The sequence below is a fragment of the Nocardia niigatensis NBRC 100131 genome, from assembly GCF_000308655.1.
In the GTDB taxonomy this organism is placed as follows: domain Bacteria; phylum Actinomycetota; class Actinomycetes; order Mycobacteriales; family Mycobacteriaceae; genus Nocardia; species Nocardia niigatensis.
The window spans coordinates 78198-94564 of record NZ_BAGC01000053.1 but is presented as its reverse complement, the minus strand read 5'-3'; the positions used below and the strand labels follow the sequence as shown (position 1 = coordinate 94564).

Below are 16367 nucleotides of genomic sequence, written 5' to 3'. Positions count from 1 at the left end.
TCGACGATGACAGAACTGTGACCTGCACGAGTCCGGCCGAGGCGCGCATGTTGTGGCGCGAGACGATGGCGGCGGACGGCTTCTATCAGTACGCCGCTGCCCGCCTGCGGCCCGAGGAGATCATCTTGGATATCGGCGCGAACATCGGACTCGCCACGATGATGTTCGCGGAGAAGTGCCCCGGAATCGGGGTCATCGCCGCCGAGCCCGTGCCGATGATCTTTCACTGTCTCCAGCGCAACATGGCAGCTCATGTGCCGCATGGGGTTTCGCTGCGGGTCGCGGTCGGTGCCGTGCCCGGGACTGTGCCGTTCACCTGGTACCCGCAGGCGTCGGCCAATTCCAGTCTGTACGCGGACCGCGAACGAGACGATGAAACGACCAAGATCTTTCTGCGCAACAGCGGCCTGGACGATGAGTCGATCGGATACATCACCGCCGGCCTGCACGACGGCGAGCAGATCGACGTGGACGTGACCACGGTGTCGGCGCTGCTGGCCGAACACGCTCCCGACGCTCAGATCGGGCTGCTCAAAGTGGATGTGGAGCGGGCGGAATTGGACGTATTGCGCGGCATTTCCGAAACGGATTGGCCCCGCATTCGTGCCGTCGTGGCCGAGGTGCACGACACCGACGGCCGCCTGGCCGAGTTCTGCGAGTTGTTGAGCCGGCACGGACTGTCCCCACACCACAGGCAAGACCCAAACTTGGTCGGGACCGAACTGCACGAGGTCTACGCCGCCCGGCCGTCGGACTACTGACTGATCGGAGGGGGGCGGGGGAGCGGGCCGATCGATCTACCTCATCAAGAGACAGGTCATGTCGTCACTTTGACGGGGCCATGCAGTCACCTGGTGGGCCGTGAAAGATCCGGCGGTCGATTGGGTGGCTGATCCAGTTGGATTCGAACGGAACGGTGCGCCGGGTGCGTGTTCGAACTGCGTCAGCTCGAACAGCGAAGCTTCGAGCACGGCCGGCCGCCTGTACGTCGACGCCGTCGCCAATGGCGGCAACCCGTGTTGATCGGCTCGGCCGCGTTCCGGACGAGCTTGCCCTCCGTGGCCGCCATCGCGAGCGCGGCCCGGAGCCCACAGGCGCGATCAGCCGATCGGTGGTGCGAGGTATTGCAGCTGACCTCGGAGTGGGCTTCGACGAACTCGAGTGGGGTTCGACCGGGACGACGCGGTGGACCTGGGCGAGCTGGTCGCCGCCGAATCGGTACCGCGGGACCGTGTTTCGGTCAGTGGTCGTCGTAGTGTCCCTCGTGACTGGCGTGTCGATGTCCGTCGTGGATGTAGTCGACGTGATCGCCGTGGGGGACCGCAATGTGCCCGCAGCCTTCGCCGTGAACGTGGGCGTGGTCGTCGTGCGCGGTGTGCTCGGCCGGTTCGCACTCGTCGTAGTGTCCGTCGTGCTCGCGGTGCAGATGTCCGTCGTGTACGTAGTCGGTGTGGTCTTCATGCGGGACGGCTACGTGCCCGCAACCCTCGCCGTGTGTGTGGTCGTGACCCGCGTGCGGGTGGTGTGCCGCTGTGGTCATGCCTCGTCGTCCTTCCTCTATTCCCCTGTCGTTACTGTGTCGATTTCACCTTCACCCAATTATGTGCGCACTTGTTCCGCTGGATGCGCGGATCGGTTGCCAGATTTCCTTGAAAGGCGTCGGGTCAGGCTTGAATGCCATCAACCTGTACAGATGCTGTTCGCCCTGGCTGATTTCGCCGTAATCCGCGGACGCTGATAAATCGCTTTGTCGCAGTTGCTTGATTCCCGTGAACCGGAAGCTTGGATTTCGGCTGGAATGCGAACGACCGGACTGCTATCAGCTTGACAACGATTGCCAGTTTCAGAGAATAAAGGGTTGCACGATGGCTCGTCCGGGGTTCGGTGGCGGTGAGGGGCCTCGGATATCGACTGCGCATCCGTCGAATAGCTGGATGCCTGCTCGCCATGGGCGATAGGCTGGGCACCGTCGAAAGGTGAGTCGATCATGTCAGATGCTCACAGTCATGCCGTGAGGATTGCGCACGGCTGATGGTCGACGACGCTGCGAACCGGACCCGCCGTGACGTGAGCATGACGGTAGCCGGCGAGATGGCGCTGCGCAGCGACCCCGCCGCCCGCGACCACGAGCCGCGCAACCGTCAGCCGATCTCGTCGGGGACCATAGGACACAAAGGCAACCTGCTGCCCGAGTTGACCAGCTTCATCAACAGGCGCGCCGAGCTGACCGAGCTCCAGCACCTGCTGACCGTGTCGAGGCTGGTGACGCTGGCCGGGATGGGCGGCGTGGGCAAGACCCGACTGGCGCTGCGGGCGGCCTCGGCCGCTCGACGCGATTTCCCCGATGGGGTGTGGGCGATCGATCTGGCCGACGTGCGTGATCCGTCGCTGGTGGCTCCCATCGTCGCTGCCGCACTGGGCGTGCGGGTCGATTCGGCTCGGCCGGTCCACGACACGCTGATCGAGTTTCTGCGGCCCCTGGAAACCCTGCTCGTCGTGGACAACTGCGAGCAGGTTGCCGAATCGATGGCAAGCCTGGCCGAGACACTGTTGTCGGCGTGTCCGGGATTGCGGATCCTGGTGACCAGCCGAGAGCCGCTGGATATCGGCGGCGAAGCGGTGCAGCGGCTGCCGCCGCTGAGCGTTCCTGCCGCCGGCCGCGAGCCGACACTGCGAGAGCTGCGCAAATACGATGCCGTGACGCTGTTCGCCGATCGCGCTGCGGCAGTCGTGCCCGGCTTCGCGTTGACCGAGGAGAACAGGGCCGCGGTGGCCGGGATCTGTTCCCGGCTGGACGGGTTGCCACTGGCGATCGAACTCGCGGCGGCTCGGATGCGCACCATGTCGCCGGACCAGATTCTGCAGCGGCTCACCGACCGGTTCGCGCTGCTCACCCGGGGCCACCGCACCGCGCCGACACGGCAACAGGCCCTGCGGTGGTGCATCGACTGGAGTTATCAGCTGTGCACCCCGGCCGAGCAGCGGCTGTGGGCCCGGTTGTCGGTGTTCGCCGGTGGTTTCGAACTCGACGCCGTCGAGGCGGTGTGCGGTGCCGATGCCGAGGCGGCAGAGCTGCTCGATGTGCTGTCCTGGCTGGTGGACAAATCGGTCGTGATCAGGGAAGAACTCGAGGGTGCGGTCCGCTTCCGGATGCTCGACACGGTACGGGACTACGGGCAGGACAAGCTGCGGGAGGCCGGCGCGGACGAGGATCTGCGGCGTCGGCATCGGGACTGGTACCGACAACTGGTGCTCGATGCCGAGGCGGACTGGATCAGCGACCGGCAATTCGACTGGATGGCCCGGCTCGACCGCGAGCAGGCGAACATCCGGGCAGTGCTCGAATTCTGCATGGCCGACCCGACCGAGCAGGCAGCCGAAGCGGGGCTGCAGATCAGCGCCGCCTCCTTCGTGTTCTGGACTTTCCGTGGCTTGTTCGGTGAAGGCCGCCGCTGGCTCGACCGCGCCCTGGCACATCCCCGCGCACATTCGACAGCCGACCAGGTCCGGGCGCTGCACGCCAGCATCTTCATGGCCGTGCGGCAATGGGACCTCGAGACGGCGGACACTCTGCTCGCGCAGGGGCATGTGCTCGCCGAGCGCGATCCCACGCCCATGAATCAGGCGCTGATCGCCTATGCCGAGGGCGATCTGGCGCTCTATCGCGACGAGCCCGCGCATGCGGTGTCGTGCCTCAATCGGGCCATCGAGGTGCTGAGCTCAGACCCGCGAGGATGTCTGCACGTTGCCGCGTTGCTGTTGCTCGGTGTGGCGCATGCGCAGCAGGGCGACACCGAACGGGCAGCCGAGTGCCATCAGCGGATCCTCTCCATCACCGAGGCGTGCGGCGAGTCGTTGTTCCGGTCGACCGTTCTGGGGATGACCGGGATCGCGGCGTACCGGCAGGGTGAGAACTCCCGCGCACAGGATTTGCTGCGGGAATCGTTGCGGCTCAATCGGCGCACGCGCAGCCTGCTGGTCGCGGCGCTCGATCTCGAAGTGCTGGCGTGGATCGCGGCCGGCACCGACGACCAGCGAGCTGCCGTGCTGATGGGCGCCGCCGCACGTATGATGCGGACCGCCCCCGGCGTGGCGATCTACTTCCCCCAGATGGTCGAGGCCCACCTCGACTGCGAGCGGGTCGTGCGTCGCGCGCTCGGTGCATCGCGCTTCGATGCGGCATGGCGACGTGGCCAGGCAATGAGAATCAACGCCGCGGTCGACTACGCGCTGGACGAAGGACAACCGGCCGGCGCCCCACGCGCCGGCGGGACGACACTGACCAAACGTGAACGCCAGGTCGCGGACCTGGTAGCCGAAGGGCTCACCAACAAGCAGATCGCATCCCAGTTGGTGATCGCCCAGCGCACCGCGGACGCCCACGTCGAGCACATCCTGGCCAAGCTCGGATTCACCTCTCGCTCCCAGATCGCGGCGTGGATCGTGGACACGGCTCGCCACGGAAGCTGATCACGTGCCATCAGGTTCGCGGTCGGTGCCGAATCTGTAGCCGCGCCGGACAATTCACTCTCGACGACCTCGAACACCACACCGCGCGCATCGCCCGCCGTCAGCGCCGACGCAACTCGAACGTCACTTCGACTTCCACGACAGCTGCCCCGACTACGCGCCGCCGACAGCCACCGGATCCCGGAGCGAAGGTCCCGCCGATGCAGGTGAAGTGGACCATGACGTTGGAGCACGGGAACCGCGGAAAGTATTACGCGACAATGAGTTCGGCCTGAATACACGGTGGATCGCCGCGTCTGTGGGGTGATCGCGCCGTCCGGCTTCCCGCCCGAATCCATCGGTGCTACGTGGCTTTGTCAACGCATGTCTCATCCTGCTTCGAAGCCCAAGACGCAATCTGTGACCGAGAGGCGAATCCCAGTTTCGTGAGGATGTGTTCCACGTGCGCCTTGGCTGTGCGCAGCGAAATCGCCAGTTGGTCGGCGATTTGCTTGTTGGTGAAACCGCGGGCAACGAGTCCGGCGACCTGGCACTCGCGCTTGGTCAGTTCTCCTGTCGACTGCGCGGCGGACTCGTGCTGATCCGGTTGCTCGCCGAGTGCGAAGCTGGCCGCGGCATCGAAACTCATCGCCGTGCCTTCCTGCCGCGCCGCCTCGAATGCGCTGTCCCCGAGCGCCTTACGGCTGCTCCCAGCGCATTCCTCGCGGTAGCAGAGCAAGCCGGGAAGCATGAATGCGGATCCGCCGGCGATGCTGGCCAGCGAGTCGGCTGCACCCATGAGGGCTGCGGCACGGCAAAAGTTGTTCCGCTCGGCGGAGATCCAGGCCAGCACCTCCGAGCAAGCCCCGGTCACCAGCGGATCGGCTCCCAGTCGAGCCGATCGAATTCCCTGCTGTAACAGCTGGATGGCCCGCTCGGAATCTCCACTGCGCCACAGGGAAAACCCGGCCCCCCACTGCCCCCACGATCGGAATACCGTCTCCTCGACGGATTCCGCGGTGGCGAGCACCTTCTGGAAGTTTGTGAGAGCGTGCTCGACGTCCCCGGTCAGCGCGTATGCCCACCCGATCGAGATCCGGGCTTCCAACTCCAACATCAGATTGCCCATGGCCTCGTAAGAGTCGGCGGTCTCGGTCAGGACTGCGATCCAGTGAGCCGGATCGGCATCGCCGGTGACGAGGCGAATGTTTGCCTCTGCGTGTGCGAGCAGGGCATCGACCAGCGGCTCGCGAGTGTGCCGGGCCACGCTCTTCAGCTCCGTCACGATGTCTGCGACGGCCGCTGTGTCTCCCTGCGCCAGGGCCATTTCGATGGACTTGTGCAGCGCATTGGCGCGGTCGCTTGTCTGCCTGCCGGCCGTGTGGTCGAGTGCGCGCTCGTACCAGGGGCGTCCCTCCCGGAGCCGGCCACGTGTCATCCAGAACGAGTAGAGCGCGGTGGTGATCCGCAATGCGGAATCGCCGGTCTCGGTCAGGCTGAATTCGAGTGCCTTGCGCAGATTCGGCAGTTCCCGCTCGAGCCGAGCGACCCACTGGAGTTGGTGCGGGCCGACCCACTCGTCCTGTGCTCGGGCCGCCAGTCGCTCACACCACTGTCGGTGACGGCGGCATGATTCGGTGTAACCGCCGGTCTCGGCGGCCTTGTCTCTGCCGTACTCCTGGACGGTCTCGAGCATGCGGAAGCGGACAGTGCCGTCGGCTTCGTCGCGAATCAGGATCGACTTTTCGACCAGCGCTGACAATGCGTTCATCAGTGTGGCATCGGGTATGTCGGGACCGCATACGTACTCGGCGGCATCGAGTTCGAACCCACCGGCGAACGCCGACAGCTGATTCCAGAGCAGTTGCTCGACCGGCGTACAGAGGTCGTAGCTCCACGCGATGCACCATCGCAGTGTCTGCTGTCTTATCGGGGCGCCGCGATTGCCGCGGGTCAGCAACGCGTATCGGTCGTCGAGCCGGGAGAGTATCTGTTCGGGCGACATCGTGCGCAGTCGGGCGGCGGCCAGCTCGATCGCCAATGGCAACCCGTCCAGGCGCGCACAGATTCGAGCGACGCTGAGCCGGGTGTCGTCGGTGATCTCGAAGCCGTGCACTGCCGCCGCAGCGCGTTCGGCGAAGAGGGTGAGCGCGTCATAGCGCGCTGCGGTCCACGGTGTGGGCTCGTCCGCCGGGGCGGGAAAGCTCAGGGCCGGCACCGCGAACACCGATTCCCCGCCGATGCTCAGGGCTTCGCGACTGGTTGCCAGGATCCGTAGCCCTGGGCAGCTCCGCAGGAGCGGATCGGCCAGGCCTGCGACTTCCTCGATCAAGTGCTCGCAGTTGTCCAGTATCAGCAGCAGATCGCGTGCGGCCAGGAACTCCATCAGCACGTCGAGGGTGGATCCGGTGCCGCGATTCCGCACGCCGAGCGCTGCGGCCGCGACGTCGGCCAGCAACGTCGCATCCCGCAGCTCCCCGAGTTCGACCAGCCACACTCCGTCTGCGAAATCTCCGCTGATCTGGTGGGCCAAGCGCAGCGCGAGTCGTGACTTGCCGACTCCACCCATGCCGGTCAGCGTGACCAGGCGCGATGTCGTCAGAAGCTTCTTGATCGCTGCCAGTTCGAGTCGCCGGTTGACGAAGCTGGTCAGTTCGAGCGGTAGGTTTCCTGTGCTGCCGGCTCCCGAGGGTGCAGGTGTCGGACCGGATACGTGGCCTTGGCGTTGTTCTCCGTGTATCTCCGCGCCCTCGTAACCGGCAGCACTCAGTTCCGTGACGACATCAATACCGACATCACGTTGCGTCTCGAACGGATCGATCTCCACCATCGGCTACCTGCGGCTCGACCACTGTCAGCGCTAGTCAGGATATCCGCGCTCTCAGTAGAAGACCACTGGGTCTGGTCAGCCGATGGTTGGCCCACCGACGAGGAGAAATCTCTGATCGCGGGGTGCGATACCGCGGGCCGGTTCGGTTCTGGTGACCGCTCCCGGCGCAAAAATAGGTATGCCCAGTGGCCATTCGACCGTCGTGGACGTACTCCGGACAGGCGATGCTGAACCGGAATCCAGCAGCACCGATACATGGAGGTTCCGTTCCATGTCCCGACCGAATGCCCAGTACACAGCGGGTGTCAGCGACGACAGCGCCGTTGGTGTCGAAGGCACGCTGACAATCCGGCGTTGCGCGGCCTGCGACAAGCTCTTCGCGCCGCTGACCTCCGCGTGTTCTGCCTGCGCGTCCGACGATCTCGAGTGGGTGCCCTCGTCGGGTGCTGGTTCGATCGTGTCCTGGCGGGTGGTGTACCGCACGCGTGGTCCGCACGGCGAGTTGACGCCGTTGATGATCGCCATAGTCGAACTCGACGAGGGCCCATGGGTCTACACCTCCCTCGAAGGTGAGGTCCCGCTGACCTACATCGGGCCGGTGCGGGTGTACTTCCAGCCGAGTCCCCGGCAGGACGGGTTTCCGGTCTTCAAAGTCGACGCCGACCCGCGGCAGCCGGCGTCGTGGCGTGTGAACGGGATGCTTCGATGACTGCGCTGTTGCCGCTTGCCTACGGATACGTGCGCGACGATCTGCTGAGTAACCACGACCCGAATTCCAGCGACACCATACTGCGAGCCGCCGCCAGATCACTCGGGTATGCGCTGGGCGCCGTATTCCACGAGCCGGCACCACGGAACGCGACACTGCCCCCGGCGTTCGTCGATCTCGTCCAGGAATGCCGGCGGGCCAAGGCCCACACCGTGCTGACGCTCCCCGGACACCTGTCGGGCATGTCCGTGTGCCGCATGGTCCTCCTCGCGATCCTCGAGGTTCGAGCCGAAGCCGCAGTACAGGAAGTCTGCCCGGACCGGACTCTCGGTGATGTGCTCGGCGGCCCGTCCGCGGCATACTCGTCATGAACAGCGCAGCGCCGTCGAAGAAGACGACGAGCGCCATTTCCATGCCGCTGATGCCGGTGGTGGTGATGGGGATCTTCGTGTACCGGATCCTTCAGTTCGCCGAAGCGACCTACTACCGGTGGCGCACAGCGGGCTGCCGGTGAGCGCTGATTCAGTGCGTGGGAGCGGGTGCGATGTCCAGCCGGGCGAGTTCGGCCAGGACGGCCGCCACTACTTCCGGGCGGGCGGCGGCCACCGGCCCGGAGAGGCCGATGCCCAGATCGAGGCGCTGGGCCTCGACCGCGATGACGACCAGTTCCGCCGGGACACGGTTCAGGACGCGGCCCAGTGGCAGGGCGTCGGGTATGCCGAGGGCGTGAGAACTGGTGGCGTGGGTGCGTTCGCGCAAGGTGTCGACGGTGGTGCGCCAGATGCGGCCGGGGGTCGAGGGCTCGCAGAGCACGGCATCCACGACCACCGCCAACTCGGCGCCGGCCCACACGTCCAGCAGGTCGGTGGCCTCACCGTCGCATAATTCTACAGAAACTCCTGGCAGACAGAGTTTTTGGAGGTACCGGACCACTGCCGGGCCGATGCCGTCGTCGCGCCGATACTCGTTGCCGACGCCGATCACCACCGCCCGTGGCCGGCTCATCGGCGCACCACGTCGAGTTCGAGGAAGTGCGCCGAGCACGAGATGCACGGGTCGTAGTTGCGGATTGTCTGTTCGCACAGGCGAGTCAGCGCCGCATCGTCCAGGTCGAGATTGTTCTCGGCCACCCGGCGCAGGTCGTCTTCGATCGCGGACTGATTCTGGGAGGTCGGTGGAATGATGGTGGCAGCGCGTACCGTTCCGCTGTCGTCGACTTCGTAACGATGGTAAAGCAGTCCACGGGGGGCTTCGCTGACGCCATGTCCGACGCCGGCGCGCGGCGCGCACGGGACGAATGGGCGGGCGGGCGGTTCGTAGTCGCCGATCAGCCGGAGCGCTTCATCGATCGCGTACACGACCTCGACGGCGCGAATCACGATGCTGCGGAAAGGGTTACGGCATACGGGTCCGAGGCCGGCCGCGGCGGCGACCTCCCGGGCCAGCGGTGACAGTTGCCCGGAATTGAGACTGTACCGGGCGAGCGGACCGGTCAGATAGCGCCGGCCGTCCAGCTGCGCGTGCAGCGCGGTGGAATGCGGCACTTGCTGCTCGATGACGTGGATGCCGAAATCGGCGGCGGGGAAGGATGATCCGGAGCTGGTCCGGACGGTCCCGTTCTCGATGGCGTAGCGGTCCGGTGTGGTGGCGGCGAGCAGATCGTACTCGAATTCCAGGTCGGGAAATTCGAATCCGGCAACGAAATACGCGGTTTCGATGGCGTATTCCTGAGCGCGGCGGAGCTGTTCGGCGATCCTCGCCAACTCGGTGCGCGTGGGCACCGAGTAGAAGCCGCCGACACGGACATTGATCGGATGGATCGGGCGGCCGCCGAGGAGTTCGAGCAGGCTGTTGCCCGCTTTCTTCAACGCCAGCCCGTGCTCCACCAGTTCCCGATGGTCTTTGGCCAGGGTGATGGCGTCCGGATATCCGAGGAAGTCGGGGATGTGCAGCAGGTGGATGTGCAGCGTGTGGCTGGAGATCCATTCGCCGCAGTACAACAGCCGCCGCAGCGCGGCGAGCGGCGCGTCGAGTTCGATGCCGCAGAGCTGTTCGAGGGCGTTGCACGCACTGGTTTGGTAGGCAACCGGGCAGATACCGCAGATTCGGGCGGTGATATCGGGAGGCTCGGTATAGGCCCTTCCTCGCAAGAACGCCTCGAAGAACCGCGGCGGCTCATAGATGTTCAGCTCCGCGCGCGTGACGCGGCCGGCCTCTACGATGACGCGCAGCGCGCCCTCACCCTCCACCCGAGCCAGTGAACTGACCCGCAATTGCCTACTGCGATGGCTCATCCCGCGTCCTCTCCGCGAGGTTCGGCGCGCCCACTACAGCTCCCGCACCGAGATCAGTGGTTCGGCGACCGCGTAATCCACGATGGGACCATCCCGGCAGACGAGTAGCGGGCCGAGCTGGCAGTGGCCGCATCGGGCGATGCCGCACTGCATATTTCGCTCCAGGGAAATCCGGATATCGTTGGGGGGCATGCTCTTACTCAGCAGTGTCTGCGCGCAGAACCGCATCATCGGTTCCGGCCCGCACAGGAACGCGGTGGTGTGCGCGGGGTCGATGACGAGCTTACCGAGGGGTTCGGTGACGAACCCGATCCGTCCCCTCCACCCCGGCGCCGGGTGGTCGACGGTCTGGTGCAGTTCGATCGTGCCGCTGTCGGCCCACAAGGACTGGTCGTGCCTGAAGAGGATGTCGCCGGGGGTTCGGGCACCGGTGATGAGCACGACCCTCCGGTACTCGGCGCGCCGCGCCAGCACCTCCAGCACCACCGGACGCAAGGGGGCCAGGCCGACCCCGCCACCGACGATGATCAGATCGCGGTCGGCGGCGGAGTCGAGGTCCCATCCGGTACCGAACGGGCCGCGCACGCCGATCACCGCGCCGACCGGGGCATCGTGGAGAGCGGCGCTGACCGCGCCGACCGAGCGGATGGTGTGCTCGAGCAGATCATCCGGGCCACAGGGATTCCCGCTGATCGAGATGGCGATCTCGCCGACCCCGAAACGGTAGAGCATCATGAACTGTCCGGCCCGGAATCGTTGTGCCGCATCGTCGATCGGTGCGAGCAACAGCGTTACGGTGTCGGCGGTCTGCGGGACACGGTCGGCCACGCGATAGCGGAGCATGGTGTCCGGATCCGCCACCGCGTGAACGGATGGCGCACTGCTCATCGCCTGCCTCCGGCCTCACCCAGGCGCAGCGGTGCGGTTGTGCAGGTTTCGCCCGAGTTGCGATAGAGGTTGAGGAGTCTGGCCCGGGTGGCCTGCAGCCGCTCCAGGAGCGCTTCGAAGAGCAGCAGCGTCAGCGCTTGCCCGAATTTGGGGTCCGCGTCGGCGAATTCGGTCAGGCGGGCCGAATCGAATTCGATCGCGTGCACGGGTTCGGCGGTGATGGCGCCGAAGTGCCAGCGATACGGCGGCACCAGCCAGGACCAGCCCAGCAGATCGCCAGGGCCGAGAGTCTGTATCGCGACGTCGCCCCGTCCGGGCACCGTCGCGTCCAGCACCACGTATCCCGAGCGGATGAGCCAGCACCGGTCAGCCCGATGGCCTTCCGCGATCAAGCGCTGCCCGGCGGGATAACGGACCTCCCGGCCGGCCTGGGCGAGGGTCTCGAGTTTCGCGTGATCGAGCGCGGCGAGCGCAGGGAAGGTGGACAGATCTTCAGCGCTGGTCGTCATCACCATCCCCTGCCAGTTCGGCGAGCCTGGCGAGCTCGGCGGTCAGGTCGATACCCGCCGGGCACCACGCGATGCACCGCCCGCAACCCACGCACCCGGAGCTGCCGAACTGGTCGTACCAGGTGCCCAGTTTGTGGCTGAGCCACTGCCGGTAGCGACTCTCCCCGGACTGCCGGACACTGCCGCCGTGCAGATAGGAGAAGTCCAGTTCGAAGCACGAGGCCCAGCGCTCCCAACGTTCGGCGTGGGTGCCCGTGAGATCGGTGACATCCTCGGTGGTGGTACAGAAGCAGGTGGGGCACACCATGGTGCAATTGGCGCAGGCGAAGCAGCGGCTCGCGACGTCCTCCCAGTGCGGGGACTCGCGTGAGTTGCGGATCACCTCGCGGATATCGACGTCCGGCATGGTGCGTCCCATTCGGCCGGCCGCCGCCGCGACGTCGGTTCTGGCCGCCGAGATCTCGGCGGCCGAGGCGGGTTCGGTGACAAGTTCGGCGATGATTCCCGCGCCCGCATCGCTGCCCGCCTCGACGAGGAACCGGTGGCCGCTGTCGTCGAGGCGTTCGGTGAGGGCCAGGTCATAGCCGGAGGAGACACCCGGGCCGGTGCCCATCGAGGCGCAGAAGCACACCCCGCCAGGCTCGGTGCAGTTCACGGCGATGATGAACAATTCCCTGCGCCGGGCCGCGAAGGCCGTATCCACGCCGCCCAGCACCCGGCCCAGGACGGCGATCGCGGCGAGATCGCAGCCGCGTACGCCGAGAAACGCGGTTGGCACCGGAATCTCTTGTACCGCTTCGGAATTCAGTTCGGCGTCGAGCTGCGCGAGCTTGCGGTGCGGGGGCTGTAGAAACTGCTTCCACGATCCCGGTCCCGCCGAATGCGAGAAGACGGCTTCGTCGTCGCGGCGGTACAGCCGGTAGCGACCCGGCTCGGTGTGCACGCCCCAGCCGGCCGGCAGCGCGGCGCCGGAGTCGAGTTCGTCCAGGATGATCGCGCCGTCACGGACCTGCGGTCCGATAACTCGGTAGCCGTGCTCCCCGAGCACCTCGACAAGTCGATCGAGGCCTGCCCGGTCGATCGTCACAGTCTCGCTGATGGTCATGTGAGCCTCTGTTCGCCCAACGGTCGATGGTCGTCGCAGCGTCGGTTTCGAGTCTGGCCGGGGCGGTGCCGGATCGGGAGCGGCAAAGGTCCCTGTTCATCTGCCGGAGGGCCCGAATCGAGGCGTTCGGGTCAGCCGGCCGATCATCGCCGTGACGGCGACCGCCGTGGTCAGCCTGTGATTTCGGCGGCTGCGCGCAGGCCGGAGTCGTAGGCGCCGTGGACGGTGCCGAAGGAGGCGCGGTTGGTCGCTTCGCCGGCGAAATGCACGCGGTCGTCGATGCCGGCGGCGAGGTGGTCGCGCATGTCGGGGGTGGAGCCGAGTTTGTTGAACGAGTAGGAGCCGCGGGCGTAGGGGTCGGATGACCAGCGGGTGATCTGGTAGTCGATCGGCGTGGGTATGGCGGGCCCGAAGATGGTGCGCAGGGTGGCCATGGCGTCGGCGACAAGGTCGGCGTCGGACCAGTTTTCGCTGGTGCGGCCGAACTCGGCGGCGTTGAAGCCGAGCAGGATCGGGTGGTCGGCCGCGCGGGCGTAGTTGATCCATTGACCCCAGTGCCCAGGCTTGTCGAGGCCGGGAATGTAGGTGAGCCAGTCGGTGTCCGGCCAGAACCTGCTCGGGAATCGCAGGTAGCACTTGTCGAGCACGCCCATGCCCAGTTTCGAGATCGCGGTGGTCTTCTCGGCGGGCAGACCGGGATCGAATTCGATCGCGCCGCTCTGCAAGACGCCCAGTGGCACAGTGACGACGACGTGATCGGCGTCGAGGGCGCCGCCGGCGCTGGACACGGTGACACGGGACCGGTTCCAGTCGATGCCCTCCACGACCTGCCCGGTGCGTACGGTCAGTCCGCGGGCCAGGTAGTCGGTGATCGCCCCGTAGCCGGCGGGGAAGAGCACGTCTCGGCCCTTGATCTTCGCGTCGTCGTCGAAGTACAGGCTCGACAACTCGTCGGCGCTGCCGGAGTACTCATGTTCGTAGTCGTTGAGTATCGAGGCCACCAGCGTCTTGTCCGCTTCGGGCAGTGCGGGCCAGTTGACCCCGCGTTCGGCGACCGAGCGCAGCGACGCGTCGGGTGCCTCGTCGGCGTCGTTCCGGGCATCGGCGAGCGCCTTGCCGATGGTGGTGCGCCACTGCTCGATTCGGTCGGCGGTGTGCTCGGTGACGCGCTGCCCGTCCGTGCCGTAGTCGGTGCCGTTCGCGTAGCTGGTCGGCACCACCCGCGCACCGGCCTTTCGGGCCAGTTCTGTCAGCGGGTTGCCATCCACTCCGTGGATCCAGGACGCGCCCAGATCGACCGGGGCATCGGGCCAATGGTTGGTGGTCCAGACCCGGCCGCCGATGCGATCACGCGCCTCGAGCACGACCACGTCATGGCCTCGATCGGTCAGGGTGCGCGCCGCGGCGAGGCCGGCGATCCCCGCACCGACCACGATGACTTTCCGGCTCCCGCCCGCCGGCGGGGTCGAGCCGTCGTTGTCGTCGCAGGCCGCGGCGATCATCAGTGCCAGTGCGGACAGGCCGCTCGTCTGCAGGAACCGGCGACGGTGCATCGTCATGGCCACCGAACCCCTCTGTCGCCGCCCGCGCCCGCAGGCGTGACGGTGCCGACCTCGTAAAATAAGAATCTGATACGCCAGAGAATACTTTGAGACACTCATGTGTCAAATGAGACGTATGGAGTTGGTAGCGGATGCGTACCGATGCGGCAGAGGTTCTGGATGCGGCGATCCCGGCCCTGGCCAAGGACCGGGGGGCGTCGATGCAGGTTATCGCGGCGCGTGCGGGCATCAGCCGCGCGACACTGACCCGGCTTTTCCCGACCCGTCAGGTCCTCGTACAAGCCATGGCCGCCAAGATCCTCGAGGATTGTGACCGTGCCCTGGTCTCCGCCGAAACCAGCCCGGGATTCACCGATGCTGTGCTGGCCGGGTTGCTCGCCGAATACATTCCGTTCGCGCAGCTGTGGAATCTGGTCTACGTCGAGCCCGATGTGCTGGGCGCTCCCGAGGCCACCGACCGCGCCGAGGAGATCTTCGCCCGCACGGTAGCGCTGATGGCTGCCGGTCAGCATGCGGGCATCCTGCGCGGGGACATGCCCGCCACCTGGCTGGCCTCGACATTCTGCGGACTGGCCGAAACCACGTGGGAGCTGACACTCGAAGGCCACATGGGAATCCGTCAAGCCCCCGGCTTCCTGACCGCCATCCTCGACCAGGGTCTCACCACCGAATCCGAGATACCGGCGCGGTAACTTCGCGGGCGCCCGCAGGGCGCGATCACATCTGCATCGTCATCGGTGGGCAGATGCCCTGGGCCACAAGCCACATCATGATCGCGTGCATGGCCTGCATGACGGGGGATTGCATATCCATGGTCATCGGCTTTCTCCCTCGGGACGGCTGTCTTCTCGGCGTCCACGGTCGTCGGTCATCGGCCGGACCGGCAGGGTCCGAGGTCCCCGGGCGCCGGACGGAGGTCACGCTGGTCAGCGATTCGCTGGGGGAGTACGGCCCTGCCCGGGAGTGACGTTGTTCTCTGTGGTCGGTCCGGTGAGAGCGGGATGCTCGGGGTACCGCCGATTCAGGAGATGCCATGGAAGAGAACACTGGTCCAGCAATGGTTTTCGAGCCCTCCGAGCACAATGATCTGGGTGTTGTGGTCGGTACGGATGGATCGGAGATCTCGTATCAGGCGGTGGCGTGGGCCGCGGTCGAAGCGGACCTGCGGGGTTGTCCACTGCGCATCGTCACCTCGTACGCGAATCCGATCGTGCCGGGGGCGCCGGAACTGGACCCCGACGATCGGCGTGACCTGCGGCAGCAGGCGCAGCAGGTGCTGTCCGACGCCGTGCACATCGCTATGCACGCCGTGCCGGGGGCAAGCCTGCACATCACGACCGAACTCATCTTCGACCTGATCGCCGGAGCGCTGATCGATCGCTCGCGGCGGGCACAGCTGCTGGTGGTCGGGAATCGGGGGCTCGGCGCGGTCCGGCGGGCGGTACTGGGCTCGGTGAGCACCGCGCTGGCCCGGCACGCGCACTGCCCGGTAGCGGTCGTGCACGGAATCTCGGAAACGGATCCGGCCTCGGCGTCGAAGCCGGTCGTGGTAGGGGTGGACGGGTCGCCGAACAGCCTGCCGGCCGTCGAACTCGCCTTCCAGGAGGCGTCGCAGCGGAAGGTCGATCTGATCGCCGTCCACGCGTGGAGCGACACCAGCGGCTTCGACCTGCCCGTGCTGGGCTGGGACTCGATCCGTTCGACGCAGGATGTGCTGCTGGAAGCGGCACTCGCCGGTTACGTCGCGCGGTATCCCGAGGTAACCGTTCGCCGGATAGTGGCCTGCGATACCCCGGTCCGGTCGGTGCTGGAGCAGGCCGAGAACGCACAGCTCGTGGTGGTCGGCAGTCACGGCCGAGGCGGATTCGAAGGCATGGTGCTGGGTTCGGTGAGCACCGCGCTGCTGCATCTGGCGCCCTGTCCGGTGCTCGTGGTCCGTCAGCCATCCCAAAAGCGGGCCGAAGAACCCGCAGGACAGTGACTTTCGGCAGTCACGAGCAGGCTGTCGCACACGCCATGCT

15 protein-coding genes are annotated in these 16367 nt (G+C 66.4%); 7 read left to right on the top strand and 8 right to left on the bottom strand.

The annotated features are described in order from the left end of the window. Positions 1 to 17 precede the first annotated feature (17 nt). Positions 18 to 761: an FkbM family methyltransferase gene (locus ON33_RS25455; protein WP_218001511.1), complete on the top strand. Its 744-nt coding sequence runs from the start codon at positions 18 to 20 to the stop codon at positions 759 to 761. A gap of 479 nt (positions 762 to 1240) precedes the next feature. Here ON33_RS25455 and ON33_RS25450 read toward each other — a convergent pair whose 3' ends face one another. Then, on the bottom strand, positions 1241 to 1540 hold the full coding sequence (locus ON33_RS25450; RefSeq protein ID WP_040861584.1) for a hypothetical protein: 300 nt from the start codon (positions 1538 to 1540) through the stop codon (positions 1241 to 1243). Between the two features lie 491 nt (positions 1541 to 2031). Between ON33_RS25450 and ON33_RS25445 the strand changes: the two genes are divergently transcribed. After that, positions 2032 to 4470, top strand: a complete 2439-nt coding sequence (locus ON33_RS25445; protein WP_085996843.1) for an ATP-binding protein — start codon at positions 2032 to 2034, stop codon at positions 4468 to 4470. Positions 4471 to 4813: 343 nt separating this feature from the next. On the opposite strand, the gene ON33_RS25440 is transcribed toward ON33_RS25445, so the two are convergent. Further along, the gene (locus ON33_RS25440; RefSeq protein WP_051152783.1) at positions 4814 to 7279 is read right to left on the bottom strand and encodes an ATP-binding protein; all 2466 of its coding nucleotides are present in this window, start codon (positions 7277 to 7279) and stop codon (positions 4814 to 4816) included. Positions 7280 to 7550: 271 nt separating this feature from the next. Between ON33_RS25440 and ON33_RS25435 the strand changes: the two genes are divergently transcribed. The 3 genes from ON33_RS25435 to ON33_RS41620 are packed head-to-tail and all read left to right on the top strand — an operon-like array spanning position 7551 to position 8502. After that, positions 7551 to 7988 (top strand): Zn-ribbon domain-containing OB-fold protein, encoded by a 438-nt coding sequence (locus tag ON33_RS25435; protein WP_051152782.1) that lies wholly within the window; start codon positions 7551 to 7553, stop codon positions 7986 to 7988. After that, positions 7985 to 8359 carry a hypothetical protein gene (locus ON33_RS25430; protein ID WP_157184723.1) on the top strand — a complete coding sequence of 125 codons (375 nt, stop codon included), beginning with the start codon at positions 7985 to 7987 and terminating at the stop codon, positions 8357 to 8359. Before ON33_RS25435 ends, ON33_RS25430 begins: the two co-directional genes overlap by 4 nt. Next, positions 8356 to 8502 (top strand): hypothetical protein, encoded by a 147-nt coding sequence (locus ON33_RS41620; protein WP_157184722.1) that lies wholly within the window; start codon positions 8356 to 8358, stop codon positions 8500 to 8502. Before ON33_RS25430 ends, ON33_RS41620 begins: the two co-directional genes overlap by 4 nt. Positions 8503 to 8510: 8 nt before the next feature. Here ON33_RS41620 and ON33_RS25425 read toward each other — a convergent pair whose 3' ends face one another. The 6 genes from ON33_RS25425 to ON33_RS25400 form a co-directional block, all read right to left on the bottom strand. Continuing rightward, the gene (locus ON33_RS25425; protein WP_040861582.1) at positions 8511 to 8993 is read right to left on the bottom strand and encodes a hydrogenase maturation protease; all 483 of its coding nucleotides are present in this window, start codon (positions 8991 to 8993) and stop codon (positions 8511 to 8513) included. Then, entirely contained in the window at positions 8990 to 10282 is a 1293-nt protein-coding gene (locus ON33_RS25420; protein ID WP_040861581.1) for a Ni/Fe hydrogenase subunit alpha, read from the bottom strand. The genes ON33_RS25425 and ON33_RS25420 overlap by 4 nt, the downstream gene beginning before the upstream one ends. A 33-nt stretch (positions 10283 to 10315) precedes the next feature. Next, the gene (locus ON33_RS25415) at positions 10316 to 11170 is read right to left on the bottom strand and encodes an FAD/NAD(P)-binding protein (RefSeq protein ID WP_040861580.1); all 855 of its coding nucleotides are present in this window, start codon (positions 11168 to 11170) and stop codon (positions 10316 to 10318) included. After that, a complete protein-coding gene (locus ON33_RS25410) occupies positions 11167 to 11679 on the bottom strand; it encodes a cyclic nucleotide-binding domain-containing protein (RefSeq protein ID WP_063711072.1) in 513 nt (170 codons plus the stop codon). Before ON33_RS25410 ends, ON33_RS25415 begins: the two co-directional genes overlap by 4 nt. Continuing rightward, complete coding sequence (locus ON33_RS25405; protein WP_040861579.1) at positions 11663 to 12784, bottom strand: 4Fe-4S dicluster domain-containing protein; 1122 nt, start codon at positions 12782 to 12784, stop codon at positions 11663 to 11665. Before ON33_RS25405 ends, ON33_RS25410 begins: the two co-directional genes overlap by 17 nt. Before the next feature lie 170 nt (positions 12785 to 12954). Further along, positions 12955 to 14343 (bottom strand): flavin monoamine oxidase family protein, encoded by a 1389-nt coding sequence (locus ON33_RS25400; RefSeq protein ID WP_281033234.1) that lies wholly within the window; start codon positions 14341 to 14343, stop codon positions 12955 to 12957. A gap of 134 nt (positions 14344 to 14477) precedes the next feature. Between ON33_RS25400 and ON33_RS25395 the strand changes: the two genes are divergently transcribed. Together ON33_RS25395 and ON33_RS25390 are read left to right on the top strand one after the other, a co-directional pair. Then, entirely contained in the window at positions 14478 to 15038 is a 561-nt protein-coding gene (locus ON33_RS25395; protein WP_040861578.1) for a TetR/AcrR family transcriptional regulator, read from the top strand. Positions 15039 to 15379: 341 nt separating this feature from the next. Then, positions 15380 to 16327 carry a universal stress protein gene (locus ON33_RS25390; protein WP_083869288.1) on the top strand — a complete coding sequence of 316 codons (948 nt, stop codon included), beginning with the start codon at positions 15380 to 15382 and terminating at the stop codon, positions 16325 to 16327. Positions 16328 to 16367: the final 40 nt, after the last annotated feature.

Coding starts and splice junctions, on each gene's coding strand:
- ON33_RS25450 (WP_040861584.1), bottom strand. CDS start 1,540: ATGACCACAGCGGCACACCACCCGCACGCGGGTCACGACCACACACAC.
- ON33_RS25445 (WP_085996843.1), top strand. CDS start 2,032: ATGGTCGACGACGCTGCGAACCGGACCCGCCGTGACGTGAGCATGACG.
- ON33_RS25440 (WP_051152783.1), bottom strand. CDS start 7,279: ATGGTGGAGATCGATCCGTTCGAGACGCAACGTGATGTCGGTATTGAT.
- ON33_RS25435 (WP_051152782.1), top strand. CDS start 7,551: ATGTCCCGACCGAATGCCCAGTACACAGCGGGTGTCAGCGACGACAGC.
- ON33_RS25430 (WP_157184723.1), top strand. CDS start 7,985: ATGACTGCGCTGTTGCCGCTTGCCTACGGATACGTGCGCGACGATCTG.
- ON33_RS41620 (WP_157184722.1), top strand. CDS start 8,356: ATGAACAGCGCAGCGCCGTCGAAGAAGACGACGAGCGCCATTTCCATG.
- ON33_RS25425 (WP_040861582.1), bottom strand. CDS start 8,993: ATGAGCCGGCCACGGGCGGTGGTGATCGGCGTCGGCAACGAGTATCGG.
- ON33_RS25420 (WP_040861581.1), bottom strand. CDS start 10,282: ATGAGCCATCGCAGTAGGCAATTGCGGGTCAGTTCACTGGCTCGGGTG.
- ON33_RS25415 (WP_040861580.1), bottom strand. CDS start 11,170: ATGAGCAGTGCGCCATCCGTTCACGCGGTGGCGGATCCGGACACCATG.
- ON33_RS25410 (WP_063711072.1), bottom strand. CDS start 11,679: ATGACGACCAGCGCTGAAGATCTGTCCACCTTCCCTGCGCTCGCCGCG.
- ON33_RS25405 (WP_040861579.1), bottom strand. CDS start 12,784: ATGACCATCAGCGAGACTGTGACGATCGACCGGGCAGGCCTCGATCGA.
- ON33_RS25400 (WP_281033234.1), bottom strand. CDS start 14,343: ATGACGATGCACCGTCGCCGGTTCCTGCAGACGAGCGGCCTGTCCGCA.
- ON33_RS25395 (WP_040861578.1), top strand. CDS start 14,478: ATGCGTACCGATGCGGCAGAGGTTCTGGATGCGGCGATCCCGGCCCTG.
- ON33_RS25390 (WP_083869288.1), top strand. CDS start 15,380: ATGGAAGAGAACACTGGTCCAGCAATGGTTTTCGAGCCCTCCGAGCAC.